Source organism: Psychrobacillus sp. NEAU-3TGS (assembly GCF_029955155.1).
Taxonomy (GTDB): domain Bacteria; phylum Bacillota; class Bacilli; order Bacillales_A; family Planococcaceae; genus Psychrobacillus.
On sequence record NZ_JAPNOZ010000012.1, the window covers coordinates 1,016,782 to 1,032,070 of the forward strand.

15 protein-coding genes are annotated in these 15,289 nt (G+C 38.0%); 2 read left to right on the forward strand and 13 right to left on the reverse strand.

The window, feature by feature from the left end; genetic code table 11:
* Positions 1–185: 185 nt before the first annotated feature.
* Genes OR571_RS21430 through OR571_RS21450 form a run of 5 tightly spaced genes read right to left on the reverse strand, consistent with a single transcriptional unit; the run spans position 186 to position 4,059 of the window.
* On the reverse strand, positions 186–1,385 hold the full coding sequence (locus OR571_RS21430; RefSeq protein ID WP_282245871.1) for a CCA tRNA nucleotidyltransferase: 1,200 nt from the start codon (positions 1,383–1,385) through the stop codon (positions 186–188).
* A 1-nt stretch (position 1,386) separates the two neighbouring features.
* Positions 1,387–2,517 carry an N-acetyl-alpha-D-glucosaminyl L-malate synthase BshA gene (bshA, locus tag OR571_RS21435; protein ID WP_282245873.1) on the reverse strand — a complete coding sequence of 377 codons (1,131 nt, stop codon included), beginning with the start codon at positions 2,515–2,517 and terminating at the stop codon, positions 1,387–1,389.
* 12 nt (positions 2,518–2,529) lie between these two features.
* A complete protein-coding gene (gene mgsA, locus OR571_RS21440; protein ID WP_142537195.1) occupies positions 2,530–2,937 on the reverse strand; it encodes a methylglyoxal synthase in 408 nt (135 codons plus the stop codon).
* Between the two features lie 10 nt (positions 2,938–2,947).
* Complete coding sequence (gene dapB / locus OR571_RS21445; protein ID WP_282245877.1) at positions 2,948–3,724, reverse strand: 4-hydroxy-tetrahydrodipicolinate reductase; 777 nt, start codon at positions 3,722–3,724, stop codon at positions 2,948–2,950.
* Between the two features lie 2 nt (positions 3,725–3,726).
* Entirely contained in the window at positions 3,727–4,059 is a 333-nt protein-coding gene (locus OR571_RS21450) for a nucleotide pyrophosphohydrolase (RefSeq protein WP_282245880.1), read from the reverse strand.
* Between the two features lie 107 nt (positions 4,060–4,166).
* Here OR571_RS21450 and OR571_RS21455 point away from each other — a divergent pair, with 107 nt between their 5' ends.
* Positions 4,167–5,036 carry a YitT family protein gene (locus tag OR571_RS21455; RefSeq protein ID WP_282245882.1) on the forward strand — a complete coding sequence of 290 codons (870 nt, stop codon included), beginning with the start codon at positions 4,167–4,169 and terminating at the stop codon, positions 5,034–5,036.
* Positions 5,037–6,088: 1,052 nt separating this feature from the next.
* Here the strand turns inward: OR571_RS21455 and lpdA are convergent.
* The 6 genes from lpdA to OR571_RS21485 all read right to left on the reverse strand — a co-directional run bounded on the left by lpdA (position 6,089) and on the right by OR571_RS21485 (position 12,320).
* Positions 6,089–7,501 carry a dihydrolipoyl dehydrogenase gene (gene lpdA / locus OR571_RS21460; RefSeq protein WP_282245883.1) on the reverse strand — a complete coding sequence of 471 codons (1,413 nt, stop codon included), beginning with the start codon at positions 7,499–7,501 and terminating at the stop codon, positions 6,089–6,091.
* A 3-nt stretch (positions 7,502–7,504) separates the two neighbouring features.
* The gene (locus OR571_RS21465; protein ID WP_282245884.1) at positions 7,505–8,839 is read right to left on the reverse strand and encodes a dihydrolipoamide acetyltransferase family protein; all 1,335 of its coding nucleotides are present in this window, start codon (positions 8,837–8,839) and stop codon (positions 7,505–7,507) included.
* Positions 8,840–8,868: 29 nt separating this feature from the next.
* Positions 8,869–9,846, reverse strand: a complete 978-nt coding sequence (locus OR571_RS21470) for an alpha-ketoacid dehydrogenase subunit beta (protein WP_142537588.1) — start codon at positions 9,844–9,846, stop codon at positions 8,869–8,871.
* Positions 9,847–9,849: 3 nt separating this feature from the next.
* Positions 9,850–10,962: a pyruvate dehydrogenase (acetyl-transferring) E1 component subunit alpha gene (gene pdhA / locus OR571_RS21475; protein WP_142537587.1), complete on the reverse strand. Its 1,113-nt coding sequence runs from the start codon at positions 10,960–10,962 to the stop codon at positions 9,850–9,852.
* Positions 10,963–11,388: 426 nt separating this feature from the next.
* Positions 11,389–11,520, reverse strand: a complete 132-nt coding sequence (locus OR571_RS21480; RefSeq protein WP_282245888.1) for a hypothetical protein — start codon at positions 11,518–11,520, stop codon at positions 11,389–11,391.
* A 155-nt stretch (positions 11,521–11,675) separates the two neighbouring features.
* Entirely contained in the window at positions 11,676–12,320 is a 645-nt protein-coding gene (locus OR571_RS21485) for a YkyA family protein (protein WP_282245890.1), read from the reverse strand.
* Between the two features lie 133 nt (positions 12,321–12,453).
* Between OR571_RS21485 and def the strand changes: the two genes are divergently transcribed.
* Positions 12,454–13,011, forward strand: coding sequence for a peptide deformylase (gene def, locus OR571_RS21490; protein WP_282245892.1), 558 nt, complete (start codon positions 12,454–12,456; stop codon positions 13,009–13,011).
* Between the two features lie 131 nt (positions 13,012–13,142).
* Here the strand turns inward: def and OR571_RS21495 are convergent, their stop codons facing one another.
* Together OR571_RS21495 and OR571_RS21500 are read right to left on the reverse strand one after the other, a co-directional pair.
* Entirely contained in the window at positions 13,143–14,075 is a 933-nt protein-coding gene (locus OR571_RS21495; RefSeq protein ID WP_282245894.1) for a carbohydrate kinase family protein, read from the reverse strand.
* Positions 14,076–14,085: 10 nt separating this feature from the next.
* Positions 14,086–14,859, reverse strand: a complete 774-nt coding sequence (locus OR571_RS21500) for a Cof-type HAD-IIB family hydrolase (RefSeq protein ID WP_282245896.1) — start codon at positions 14,857–14,859, stop codon at positions 14,086–14,088.
* Positions 14,860–15,289 lie beyond the last annotated feature (430 nt).

The following is a 15,289-nucleotide window of genomic DNA, read 5'->3' on the forward strand; positions in this document are numbered from 1 at the left end:
TTCGACTTCCATTTTACATATTTATACAAATAATATACTTAAGTAGTCTAGAAGGGGTCTATCCCCTTTCTGTATCATTTATAAAATTCATTGGATAATAAAAGTATAAATAGCTAGTGACAAGAAAGCGATTCAACAGATTGTAATCTCTTCCTTGTCACTTGCCCGATCATCCATTGTTTAAATTAAATTTGAAGGTCATCGTCAATATATTCCTGAAAAAACCATTCCATTATCTCAGCCTTATCATTGACCAACTTACCGTTTACAATCATCACTGTTATTTTTTCCATAGCTTCCCGAATCCATGGACCTCTTTTCTTTTTTGTCCACTCCATTAGATCATTGCCATTTACGACTACTTCTTTAGCGGATGAAATAGGAAGCTTAGCCTTTGTTTGCTGAATTTGTTCTGCTGTGTATACTACTTCGATGTTTAATAGCTGCCTAGCGTAGCTTGAAGCAGCAATAAGCACCTTTTCCGTAAACTGAAAAAAGCTATAAAGATTCCAGCAGCCTTTTTCTAGCTGTTCAAGTGCCTCTAACACCTGCTTCACATGTGTTTTTTCTGCGTTTGAGCATTTATAATAAGACAGAAGAGATTCAACTTCAGCATGTGGCTGCATAATTGCAAAAAAAGCCCAGCCGTTTGCAGTGTTACCGAAGCTCGAAAAACCTCTCCAGCAATTTCGATACGTTTCCCAATCGCCGGGAAAATTATCAGACAAATGACTGGAAACAAATAACTCCATGCCATTCCCCACAAAGTCACTGATCCAAATTTTTTCTAGTTCCACTTTCACACGCTCCATCGAAACATGTGCAACCAAATGATGCAACGATTGAATGGCTTCCATTGTTTCTTGTTCAAGAGAATAATTCAGTTGCGCGGAAAAACGAATAGCTCGTAGCATGCGAAGTGCATCCTCTGCAAAGCGCTGCGCTGGATCTCCCACAGCTTTTATAATTTTATTTACAATATCTTCCCTGCCGCCAAAATAATCGATCAGCTCGTCCGATTTGGTTAGTGCCATTGCATTCATCGTGAAATCACGGCGCTTAAGATCTTCCTGAAGTGAACGAACAAACGTAACGGCATCCGGTCTTCGAAAATCGGTGTATGTAGTTTCGGATCGAAACGTTGTTACCTCAATAGTCTCACTTAAAACGACAAGGACGGTACCATGTTCGATACCTACATCAATGGTATGCGGAAATAACTGTTTGACCTCATTCGGTGTAGCATTTGTTGTCACATCCACATCATTTGCATCCACGTTTCGAATAAAATCACGGACTGCACCTCCGACAACATAAGCTTGAAAACCAGCATTCTCTAGTTTTTCAATTACTTTATAAGCTTCTGGCCACCGAGTTTTCATCATCCTATTTCTTCGCCACTCTTTCGTACATCACTTCGTACTGTTCTACTATTTTTTTCGAACTAAATCGTTCTTCGATAAATATTAACGAAGTTTCCACCATTTGTTTATGTAAAATAGGATCTTGCAGCAATCGAATCCCATATTCCGCTACTTGTTGAACATCCCCAAGCTCTGCTAAATAACCGTTTTCACCGTGAATAATTACTTCAGGGATACCTCCGACATTGGTGCCAATACATGGTACTTCACACGCCATCGCTTCTAATAACACTAAACCAAATGATTCCTTTTGTGACAGAAGGAGCATTAAATCCGAAATAGCATAGAGCTCAGACAAATTTTCTTGTTTTCCAAGAAATAGTACATCGTCTTCAAAAGAAGTTCCTTTTACATATTCCATTACTGGATGTTTTTCAGGGCCATCCCCTACTAACAGAAGTTTTGCCGGCATTTCTTTGCGGATCAGTTCAAAACTTTTCACGATATCTGGAACGCGCTTCACTTTTCTGAAGTTAGAAACATGAATGACTACTTTTTCATCGGGACGTATCCCTAATAATTCTTTCAAATTTCCCGCATCTTTTTTGGAATATTCTTGTTCATCTACAAAATTGTAGATTGTTTCAATTTCTTTTTGTGGAGCGATTAGTTCCATCGTTTGACTAACTAATGAATGTGATACCGCTGTAACAATATCCGATTTTTCAATACCATACCGAATAGCTCCAGATAAGGAAGAATCATCTCCTAAAACAGTAATATCTGTTCCATGCAAGGTCGTCACAATACCTATATCCGATTTTGCCATATCCTTTGCCAAAATAGCACATACAGCATGGGGCATTGCATAATGCACATGCAGTACGTCTAATTCTTCATCAACTATTACTTCTGCCATTTTATTTGCCAAGGCAATATCATACGGGGCATATTGAAACACAGAGTAACTATTTACTTCTACTTGATGAAAAGTAATGGATGGATACATTTTGTTCAAACGAAAAGGCATACTGGAAGTGATGAAATGTATTTCATGTCCTTTTTCCGCAAGCATTTTACCAAGTTCTGTTGCGATTACACCGGATCCTCCTACTGAGGGATAACAGGTAATCCCTATCTTTAATTTACGCATATAATCACTTCCTTATCGAGCACGTCTTTCTTCCAATAAACGCCAATCTAAAAATCCTTCTTCAATTCCTTTTAATAAAATCTCCGCTGTTCCCATATTCGTTGCAAGGGGAATCTGGTATACATCGCAAAGACGGATAAGTGCAGATACATCCGGTTCATGTGGCTGCGCAGTTAAAGGATCTCGGAAAAAGATAACCATATCCATCTCATTGTTTGCGATTGCCGATCCGATCTGTTGATCTCCACCGAGTGGCCCAGATTTATATCTAAAAACCGATAATCCAACCTCATTAATAATGCGCATTCCAGTCGTTCCTGTTGCAAATAATTCATGTTCTTCTAAAATAGATTTATAGGCCGTTACAAATTGGACTAAATCTTCTTTTTTCTTGTCATGTGCTACTAATGCAATTCTCATACCTTCACTCCTATAAAATAATCTCTTCTAAGCCGTATATAAGTGTATTTCGCTTCATTACTTCATGAATCGACAAAACTACACCCGACATGAACGAAGTACGATTAAACGAATCGTGACGCAATGTGAGGAGTTGCCCATCTCCACCAAGCAAAACTTGTTGGTGTGCGACTAAACCAGGCAAACGGACACTATGAATATGCATCCCCTCAATATTAGCTCCTCTTGCTCCAGCAAATATTTCTTCTTCTTCCGGGTGGCCCTGTTCAAATGGATTTCGAGTATCTTGAATCATTTGCGCAGTTTTGATCGCCGTGCCTGACGGAGCATCTACTTTTTGATCATGATGCATTTCGATTATTTCTACATCTGGCAAGTATTTTGCTGCTGTTTGAGCAAATTTCATCATAAGAACCGCCCCAATGGAAAAGTTTGGAGCAATAATACATCCAACTTGCTTTTCTTCTACCTTGGTGCGTATCTCGTCTAATTGTAAATCAGTAAAGCCCGTAGTACCAATAACTGGCCTTACTCCATATTGTAGAGCAGTCATAGCATGCCCATAAACAGCTGTTGGAATCGTTAAATCTACTAACACATCGGGCTCTGTTTGTTCAATGAGCTCCTCCAGTGAGGTGAAAATTGGAATCATATTTCCTAAATATTCTTCTTCTTTTTTATGATCTAATAAACCGACTAAAAGAAATTCCTCGTTTTCAATAACGGTTGCCACCGCTTCTTTCCCCATTCTACCTCTTGGTCCTGCTATTGCTACTTTGATAACCATAGTTAGTCCTCCTTTTTAGTCCATCGATCTTTATCACGTGTATTGTATTTATGTAAAACGTTTTGTAAAGATTGCTGTAAATCTATACCCTCCGCATTGGCTAAACATATTAGAACAAAAAAGAAATCTCCCATTTCATCAGCAAGTTCTTTCTCTACTTCTGTATGCTTCTTTTTCTTTGTGCCATACTTATGTTGAACTTCTCGTGAAAGTTCTCCAAGTTCTTCTGTTAATCTTGCTAATAGCTCCATTGGAGGAAAGTAACCTTCTTTAAATTGACTTATGTATGCATCGACTTCATGCTGAAGTGCAGATAATGTTTTCTTTTCCGACATATTTTTCACTCTCCTCTATTCATCGTAATAAATTTACACACCAGTTGTCAAAAGCTATTAAATAAAAGATAATAACTTTAGTATGGACTATTGAAAGAGGTGGGACAATGGGGCTTGGCTTAAAATTAAAAAATATTATTATGATTGTAATTGGTTCTGCCATTTATAGCTACGGATTTGTTCATTTTAATATGCAAAATGAGCTTGGAGAAGGCGGTTTTGCAGGGATCACGTTAATCTTATTTTTCGTTTTTAAATGGGATGTAGCGTTAATGAACCTGTTATTAAATATTCCTATGTTCATCATAGGATGGAAGCTTTTAGGCAGAAAAGTGTTTATGTATACAATCATCGGCACTGTAGCTGTCTCTATATTTCTGAAAATATTTCAGATTTACGAAGTACAAATTGGGCTACAAGATGACATGTTTCTTGTTTCTTTATTTGCAGGGGTATTTGTCGGGGCTGGATTAGGTATCATTTTCAGATTTGGTGGAACTACTGGTGGCGTAGATATTATCGCAAGACTTGGGCAAAAGTATCTCGGCTGGAGCATGGGGAAAACGATGTTCATGTTTGATGCAATTGTCATTTTACTTTCCTGGCTCACGTTCTTAGATATTAGATCGGTGATGTATACGCTAGTTGCAGTTTTTGTCGGAGCACGTGTGATCGATTTCGTACAGGAAGGCGGCTATGCAGCGCGTGGAGCATTTATTATATCTGAACATCAAGATGCAATTGCAAACCGTATAACGAATGAAATGGATCGTGGAGTGACAGTGTTAAAGGGATATGGGCATTACACAAAGAAAGAACGAGAGATTTTATATTGTGTTATTGCAAAGAATGAAATCGTTCGCCTTAAATCGATTATTACAGCAGTCGATCCGCATGCTTTTGTATCCGTAACAGAAACGAATGATGTGATGGGTGAAGGATTCACACTAGATGAAGAGAAAAGGCCGATTGATTGAGAATTTGCTAGAACAAAACCTGTATTCTATCTTTCACAAATGTCTTCGGACAAACTTATCGCTATATTATAAACGATTGATTCTAGAGAGGCTGGTCGTGACTAACGTCACAATCAGCCTCTCTTTAATTGGTAATCTTATGGCTTATTTATGTCCTGAGCCCTCTTTCAACAATATGAAAAAGGTTAAGTTCTTTTTGGTTAATTAGTGAAAGAATCCTTTCTAACTCATAAAGTAAGCACCTGAAGATGAAATTTCAGGTACTTTATCGCTGCTCTATCCAATAGATACTAACTATTTTACTCGTACAAATTACATTATAAATTTTTAAATTTTTTTAAGGAACAATTAAATTAAGATTAAAACAATTAAAGTGAAGAACATCCTGTACAAAAGTGCTCAAGGTTCTGTCTCCGCTCCAACGTAGTGCAGGGGAACGATTAATTGGAATGAAGCACATAATAGGGAAACTGTGCGGTAGTGAGTTAAATGAAGTGTCCGCTGGGATTTCCGCTACAGGGTGGACGCTTTCCGCGGGCACGGCTTCAATCTCCTCGTCGCTTACGCTCCTGCGGGGCTTTCAGCACATGCTGTTCCCGCTGGGGTCGCCACCCGTCCGCTACAATCCAGTAGAGTTTGCTAATTACTAAGACATAATGCACTAGATCTAGTACTACATTGTTTTTTCTACAGGGAGAAAACCTATGGTTAATTGAATAAGACATACTTTATAGTGATTATTAGTAGGTTCTATTGATTGGAGTGCAAGGCGGCGACTCCTGTGGGATTAGCGAGACAGGTGAGACCCCGCACGTAGCGTTAGCGGAGGAGGAGGCTCACCGCTCGCCCCACGGAAAGCGTCCGCCTGGAGCGGAAATCATGGCGAACATCTTAAGATCTTTACCGCGCAGTTTCCCTATACAACGATTAAATTAAAGCATGCCATTCCTTATGCTCCTTGAAAATAATTATCCCCCCTCTAAATCTTCTATAGTTTCCTAACCAACAAAAAAAGCCTCCCAAAGTAAGAACTTTGAGAGACTCTATCTATCTTATTTAGAAAGAATATGAATCGGGTGACCCATAACTACTTCCGCAGCTTCCATTGCAATTTCACCTAAAGTTGGGTGAGCATGAATAGTCATTGCGATATCTTCTACTGTCATACCGGCTTCAATTGCTAAACCAAGTTCAGCAATCATATCAGAAGCTCCTTGACCAATGATTTGTGCTCCAAGTAGTAAACCGTCCTCTTTACGAGAAACAAGTTTTACGAAACCATCTGTAGCGTTAAGTGCAAGTGCACGACCATTTGCTCCAAATGGGAATTTCCCAGCAGCAACGTCATAGCCTTGTTCTTTTGCTTGTGCTTCGTTTAAACCAACTGTAGCCATTTCTGGGTCTGTAAAGCACACTGCAGGAATTGCTAAGTAATCTACAACCGAAGTTTGCCCTGCAATTGCTTCAGCAGCAACTTTTCCTTCGTAAGAAGCTTTATGTGCAAGTTGAGGTCCTGCAACGATATCACCGACAGCAAAGATATTCTCAATGCTTGTGCGGCATTGCTTATCTACTTCTAATAATCCGCGTTCCGCGAATTTAATACCTAGTTCTTCTAATCCGATTTCATCCGTGTTTGGACGACGGCCTACCGTTACTAATACATAGTCAGCTTCCACTTTTTTCTCTTCTCCGCCAACTTCATATGTAACTACTACGCCAGTATCAGATTCTTCCACACCTTTTGCGGAAGCTTTAACTGCAATTTCTACGCCTTTTTTCTTTAGGCCTTTTTTAACGATAGTTGTCATTTGCTTTTCGAATCCAGCTAAAATATCGTCTCCGCCTTCGATAATTGTTACATTTGAGCCTAAGTTAGCGAATGCAGAACCAAGCTCAGTACCAATGTATCCTCCACCGATTACAACTAATTTTTCTGGAACTTCAGATAAACTTAATGCACCAGTTGAGCTAAGTACACGTTTTGTAAATTTAAATGTTGGAATTTCTACTGGACGAGATCCAGTTGCGATAATTGCATGTTTAAATTTATACGTTTGTGCAGAATTTTCATCCATTACACGAACTGTATTTGCATCAACGAAATATGCTTCGCCCATTACTACATCGATTTTGTTTCCTTTTAATAAACCAGAAACACCACTAGTTAATTTCTTTACAACGCCATCTTTGAAAGCTTGAGCTTTTGAAAAGTCAATTTTCACATCAGTTGCTGTAATACCCATGTCATCTGAATGTTTTGCATGCTCAAAACGGTGACCCACAGAAATCAAAGCCTTAGAAGGAATACATCCTACGTTTAGACAAACTCCACCAATATGCTCTTTTTCTACCACTACTACTTTTTGTCCTGTTTGTGCAGCACGAATTGCAGCTACATATCCTCCAGGGCCTGAACCAATTACTAAAGTATCTGTTTCGATCGGGAAATCTCCAACTACCATTTTTTACGCCTCCATTAATAATAGTTCTGGACTGCTAAGCAAACGTTTAATATGGTTCAACGCATGTTGTGCAGTCGCACCATCGATCATTCGATGATCAAAGCTCAATGATAATGCTAACACAGGAGCAGCTACAATTTCACTATTTTTTATTATTGGTTTCTCTGAAATTCGACCAATTCCGAGAATTGCAACTTCCGGATGATTAATTACTGGCGTAAACCATTGACCTCCAGCAGAACCGATATTTGTGATCGAGCATGATGCACCTTTCATTTCTGCAGGAGCTAATTTACCGTCACGAGCTTTTGTAGCAAGTGCATTAATTTCGTCTGATATAGCAAACACAGATTTGCGGTCTGCGTTTTTAATAACAGGCACGAGTAATCCTTTATCTGTATCCGCTGCAATACCGATGTTGAAATAATGTTTTTGAATCACTTCATTTGTTTCATCATCATAAGATGTATTTAGTTGCGGGAATTCTCTTAATGTACTTACAAGTGCTTTTACAACATAAGGTAAGTAAGTTAACTTAATATTTTTCTCTGCTGCAATTTCTTTGAATTTTTTGCGATGGGCAACAAGCTCTGTTACATCTACTTCATCCATCAACGTTACATGCGGAGCAGTATGTTTTGAATGTACCATTGCTTTGGCAATTGCTTTACGCATTGGTGAAAGTTTTTCGCGTGTTTCTGGGAATTCTCCTTCAAGTACTACAGGAGCAGCAGTTTTTTCTTCTGCTTTCGACTCTTTTTGAATAGGTTCCGCTGTTTCTTCTGAAGCGGAAACCTCCGCAGGTTTTTGGTCTCCAGTTAAAAATGCTTCGATATCTTCTTTTAAAATACGACCATTTTTCCCTGAACCAGTTACATCTGCAATATTTACTTCTTTATCACGAGCAAATTTACGAACAGAAGGCATTGCGATTACGCGTGTTTCACCTTTTGGTTGTTCAGTTGTTGCTGCTTCTTTTTTAGCAGGAGCTTCCACTGCTTCTTTGTCAATCTCTTGACCACCTTCAGCAGTAGCTTGTACTTGTGCTTCTGTTTTTTCTTCCCCATTGTCTTGTCCTTTAAACTGAAGATCCTCATATCCAGGAGCATCAATTTTAATAAGCACATCACCAACAACTGCAACTGTTCCTTCGCTAACTAATACCTCTGTTACTTTTCCTTTAACTGGAGAAGGAATTTCTACCACTGCTTTATCATTTTGTACTTCACATAAAATATCGTCTTCTTGTACTTCATCGCCGGCCTTCACAAACCATTTAACGATTTCGCCTTCGTGTATACCTTCACCGATATCTGGTAATCGAAATTCAAATGCCACAGTATTCACCCTTTCTATTTTTAATTTTTTTAGAACGTTAAAACTTTTTTCGCTGTTTCTACTATATCCTTAACACCAGGTAACCAAACCGTTTCTGCTTGAGAGAATGGGTAAACAGTATCTGGAGCCGCAACTCGTAAAACTGGAGCTTCTAAACTTAAAATAGCTCTTTCCGTAATTTCAGCAACTACATTGGCAGCAATACCTGCTTGTTTTTGTGCTTCTTGAACAACGATCGCACGGTTTGTTTTTTCAACAGATGCAATAATTGTTTCAATATCAAGTGGTTGAATCGTACGTAAGTCAATAACTTCTACTGAGTGTCCTTCTTTTTCTAACTCTTCAGCAGCTTTTAAGCTTTCGTGTACCATTGCACCATAAGAAATGATCGTTAAATCTGAACCTTCACGTTTTACATCTGCTTTCCCTAGTGGAATTGTATACTCTTCTTCCGGAACTTCCCCTCGGAATGAACGATACAGTTTCATATGCTCTAAGAAAATAACAGGGTCGTTATCGCGAATCGCAGAGATCAATAAACCTTTTGCATCGTATGGAGTAGAAGGAATAACTACTTTTACACCTGGTGTAGATGTCATAAGTAACTCTAAACTATCCGCATGCATTTCTGGTGTATGAACCCCTCCACCGAATGGAGAACGGATTGTAACTGGCGCATTATATGCTCCTCCTGTACGGAAACGCATACGAGCAAGTTGTCCACTAATAGAATCCATAACTTCAAATACAAAACCAAAGAATTGAATTTCAGGAACTGGACGGAATCCTTGAAGTGCTAAACCTACTGCAAGACCACCAATACCAGATTCAGCTAAAGGTGTGTCAAATACACGGTCTTCTCCAAATTCTTTTTGTAATCCTTCCGTCGCACGGAATACTCCTCCGTTAACGCCAACGTCTTCACCGAAGACTAGAACGTTTTCATCATTTTTAAGCTCGGTACGGAGTGCTTCCGTAATTGCTTGAATCATCGTTAATTGTGCCATCGGTTACTTCGACTCCTTCTCAGTATAGTAAGCTAATTGCTCATCTAAATTATATGGGTTTTCTTCATACATAATATTGATCAAGTCTGTTACTTTTTGTTTTGGAGCAGCATCTGCTTTTTTGATTGCTTCTTTAATTTCTTCTTTTGCTTTTTCAATGATTTCTTCTTCTTTCGCTTCATTCCAAATACCTTTTGCTTCTAGGTACAAACGGAAACGAACTAATGGGTCTCTCTTTTCCCAAACAGAATCTGTATCAGACGTACGGTAACGAGTTGGGTCATCCCCAGCCATCGTATGAGGACCGAATCGGTAACATACAGTTTCAATCAAGCTTGGCCCTTCACCATTAATTGCGCGCTCTCTTGCATCTTTTGTTGCAACATAAACTGCTAATGGATCCATTCCATCTACTTGTACACTTGGAATCCCTGCTGCAATCCCTTTCTGTGCAATTGTTTTCGCAGATGTTTGCAACTCACGTGGTGTTGAAATAGCGTATTGGTTATTTTGTACGATGAATACAGCCGGTGAACGATATGCTCCAGCAAAGTTAATACCTTCATAGAAATCACCTTGAGATGAACCGCCATCTCCTGTGTACGTTATTGCAATCGCTTTCTTTCCACGTTTTTGCATTCCTAGTGCTACACCAGCTGCTTGGATGAACTGTGCACCGATAATAATTTGTGGTGGGAATACATTAACATCTTCTGGAATTTGGTTCCCCATGAAATGTCCACGAGAAAATAAGAATGCTTGATATAAAGGTAGACCATGCCATACGATTTGAGGTACATCACGGTAACCTGGTAAGATAAAGTCTTCTTTTTCGAGCGCGAATTGAGATGCAAGCTGAGAAGCTTCTTGTCCAGCAGTAGGTGCATAGAATCCTAGACGACCTTGGCGGTTTAGTGAAATAGAACGTTGGTCTAATATTCGTGTGAATACCATTCGACTCATTAATTCAACTAATTCCTCATCTGATAAGTTAGGATTTGCTTCTTCGTTAACAATTTTCCCTTCCTCGTTTAAAATCTGGAACATTTCAAACTTTTCTTCAATTTCTTGAAGCGTTTTCTTTGGGTCTAACTGCTGTGACTTGTTTGCAGCCATATAGCAACTCTCCTTTTCTTCTGTATTAAAATTTCTTGTGATATAAGTAATACAACTATCTTTCCTTTTCAGTATACTCAAAGATAAATCTGCGGTCAATCATCTAAAATCATTGGTTATCCTTAATAGAATATTAAAACTATTACACTCTGTACTAGTCATCAATTATATCTGTATTATATCAGTTTCATAAATTCATAAGAGTTTTACATCGTCCAATTAGAAATTCTTCTAGAATTAACTTCTCTAAGGCAAACAGAAAAAGTTGGCGTAGGATTTATTTATACAGTAAGGGATACAGTGTTTTTAGGAATGGATAGTGAGGCCTCACCGCTTTAGCCATATGGTTCCCCTACTTTACCTCAAGCCTCAAATTATCGGCTGTATTTATTCATTGAATATTAACCATCAAGTTCATATTCATTATCAACTCACTTCAAGTAAACTTGTTATTTTGATGATTGGTTGCTTCCAAGTGCCAATTGGTTGCTTTCTCAAGTAATTTGGTTGCTCATAAACAGATCTAGTTGCTTTCCACATAGAATTGATTGCTTTCAATGACTAATTGGTTGCTCTTATCCATTAACTGGATAAGAGTAGGAGCGAAAAATTCATCCACAAGGTATATTTCCAAAAGTATAAAAATAGAGTATAGGAATCTTTGAAATTCCCATACTCTATTTTTGCTTTTATAAGCTCTACTATTCTCTTTATTAATTTTCCTTTTGAAGTGAAGTAAATGTTTCTTCTTTTACTTTATTAAGCTCCGCTGTCAGTTCGTTAAACTTTTCAACTGATTGTTGTACTGCTTCGTTTTGTTTATTCACTTCATCAACTTGTTTTTGAATGGTCGTTACTTCTGCTTCATCTTCGATCAACATGCTATATAACTTTTCTTGTAAACTAGCAAGTGTATTATATTGTTCTGTTAAATCGGTGTAGGCAGTGTAGCGATTTTTTAATGCTTCCTCGATTTGTTGAATACTTTCTTTTTCAGATGTTACGTCTGTTTCCGAGATAAGAACATCAATATCCTTCAATTTTTCAGATGCACTTTTAATAGAAGCTGCTTCTTTTTCCACTAAAACAAGTCTTTCTTCCAGTAGCGCAGCAGTTTCTTCCACTTGTTTCGTAAGCTCTTCTTTTTGATCTTTCGTTAACTCCATCATGCTTTGAAAATTAGCTTGTTCTTTTTGTTCCGTTTCTGCTAACTGCGTTTGTACATCTCTATAATCTGCTTCTAAATTATAAATTTCCGTTAAGATGTTAGATAATTTTTTTTCGGTAGTTTCACCAAAAGAACATGCAGATAGAAGTAATACAAAGCATAAAGGAACTACGTATTTCCATTTTTTCATCACGTAACCTCCTCTAATCATTTCACTATAATTGTTCTGGCTACTAAATTCAACCGTACAATAGGCTTTTTTTGTTTAGCAAAAGATAATTTTTCGGTATAATAGGACTAGGAACTCGGAAAGGACGATAAATATGATTTTAATGAAAGATATTGTGAGGGACGGTCATCCAGCACTTCGCAAAAAAGCAACAGAAATGACTTTTCCTTTATCAGAGGCCGATAAACAACTCGCTAATGATTTATTGGAATATGTGATCAATAGTCAAGATGAAAAAATGGTAGAGAAGCATAAATTACGTCCTGGAATCGGGCTGGCAGCTCCTCAAGTAAACGCTGATAAAAGAATGTTCGCGCTACATATACCAAATGCAGAGGATGGGGACATCAGCTTTGTTGCAGTCAATCCCAAAATAATTAGCCATTCCGTAGAAAACACTTATATCCCTTCTGGGGAAGGGTGTCTTTCTGTGGATGAAGTGATTGAGGGATATGTACCAAGACATGCACGTATTACCGCAACTGGCTTTTATCCGGATGGTACACCCTTCAAAAAACGATTAAAAGGTTTAGCAGCAATTGCATTTCAACATGAGCTAGATCATTTAAATGGCATCATGTTTTATGACCATATTAATAAAGTAAACCCATACGCAGAAATACCAAATTCTGTTCCGTATGAACGAGCGTAATTAAAATGCGTAAGTGTCTATGTTTAGTTAGGGTTGCGCGACCTCGCGCCGCAATGACTGATTGCCCTTTAACGTGCGTATCTACTATAGAAAAATATGAAAAGCCTGTGCGCATGTGCACAGGCTTTTTCTTATAAATCGGCTGCTCTTGGCATAGCTGATAGAGCTCCAGGTTTGGTTGCACAAATTGCTCCTAGTCTATTGCCAAAAGAGACATAGTCTATCCACTCTTCTCTTGTGCTTGGTTTTCCGCTCATATTAATTTTAGACAGAATACCTGCCATAAAAGCATCTCCAGCACCCGTTGTATCGACCGGTACCACCTTCTCCACTTTTACGTGGATCGTCTCCTCATCGATTACAATATATGTGCCTTCTGCTCCAACTGTAATAAGGACGATCGGAATTTGATAATCCCGAAGTTTTTGAATCCCTTCTTCTCTCGTTGTTGTCTCCGTTAAGAAGAAAAGCTCCTCTTCTGTTAGTTTCAAAATATCCACTTGTTTAAAAAAGGAACAAATGGTTTCTCTACAAAGTGCTTCGCTTTCCCATCTTAGTGGACGAATATTAGCATCGAAAGATAATAACACTTTAGATTTTTCCATTTGATCAACTATTTCGCGAGTCGTCTTGCGTGCTATTGGATGAAATAATGTTCCTGAACAAAAATGAAAAATGGAGGCTTGCTGAAATGCTTCTTTTTTCAATGTAGTAAAATCCACTTGTAAATCCGGTGTTTCATCCACGTATGTATGGAAGTGTCGGTCATTATTTTCCGTTAAATGCACATATACACCACTTACTCTTTTTTCAGGAACAATCTGAGCGAAAGTTAAATCTACTCCTTCTAATGTTAACTCTCTTCTCACAAATTCTGAGGTTTCGTCGTCTCCTGAAATTGTTATAAAAGAGGAAGAAGCCCCAAGTCTTGCTACTCCTGCTGCTACATTTACTGTCGCCCCGCCTAAAAACTTTGTAAATTGTTTATTTGATTGATCATCTGCAATATAGTCTACAAATACATCACCATATATCAGCACAAACTTATTCCTTAAATCGTTCATAAAAACTCCTCTAGATTAATTGTAATTTTTTCATGGCATTCACTAAGCCATTTTCTGAAACATGGTCCGTGACAAAGGTAGCGCAGTTTTTTAATTCTTCTACTGCGTTCCCCATCGCCACACCAGTTCCTACATATTGAAGCATCTCTATATCATTAAAACCATCACCAAAAGCAATCGCGTCATCAGGAGTTTTATTCATATAGCGCAGTAATAATTCAATTCCTTTTGCTTTAGAAACACCTTGTGGAAGGACATCACAAGATATCCGATGCCAACGAACAAACTTTAAGTTAGGAAAAGCTTTCTCATATTCTTTTTGAACATCCATATCGCAAAAGATAAGCGCTTGATGTATATCATTCGTTAAAAAGAAGTTTTCTTCCGTTCTAGGTAAGGCCATTTTCAAGGAAGAGATGCTTTCGTATACATCCTCGTGATCAGGGACATTTGATACAAATTCTACATCATCCATATAGACAATTGGTTGGTCTCGTTCCATCGCAAAATCCGTTAAATGCTGTAGTTCCATTGTATCGATAATTCCTTTATGAATAATCTTCCCCTGTAATTGGACGATTTGACCATTGTAGCATATGAATGAATCTATTTTAAGTTGTTCTAAAATTGAGTTTGCTGTAAATGGGGCCCTTCCGGTTGAAATAACTATTTCGTGCCCATTTGCTCTTGCTTGTTGAATAGATTCTACAACACCTGGTGGAATATTTTTATCATTATCTAAAATAGTCCCATCAATATCAAAAAATAAAACTTTATTTACCATCAAAAAAAACTCCTATTCGCTACGCTAATTATTTGACTTTTCAGTAAGAATCCTTTACACATCTCTATTTTTCGTATATAATATATTGTAAGGAGTGAGTTACCATGTTGAAACGTCTAAGAAGAAAATGGTTAAGACGACTCGGTGGAATGCTCAGAAACAAAACGATCGCGTAAAGTGAAACTTCATTTAAGTAGGGGGTTTTACTACCTCCCCTTACTTAAATGTTAGTTGAACCACTTGGACCTTTACAGGCAGTTTATCTCCACTTATTTTTCCTTGGTTTCCTTGAAATCTTGATGTGGGGATATTACTGCCCGTTAAGGCGGGATAAATTATTTGCCCTTCGAAAAATGGAGGGCTTTTCTTTATTTTAAAGAAGTAGCGTGATAATATAAAGAGAATTGATTTATTTTGAACGTGAAAAAGG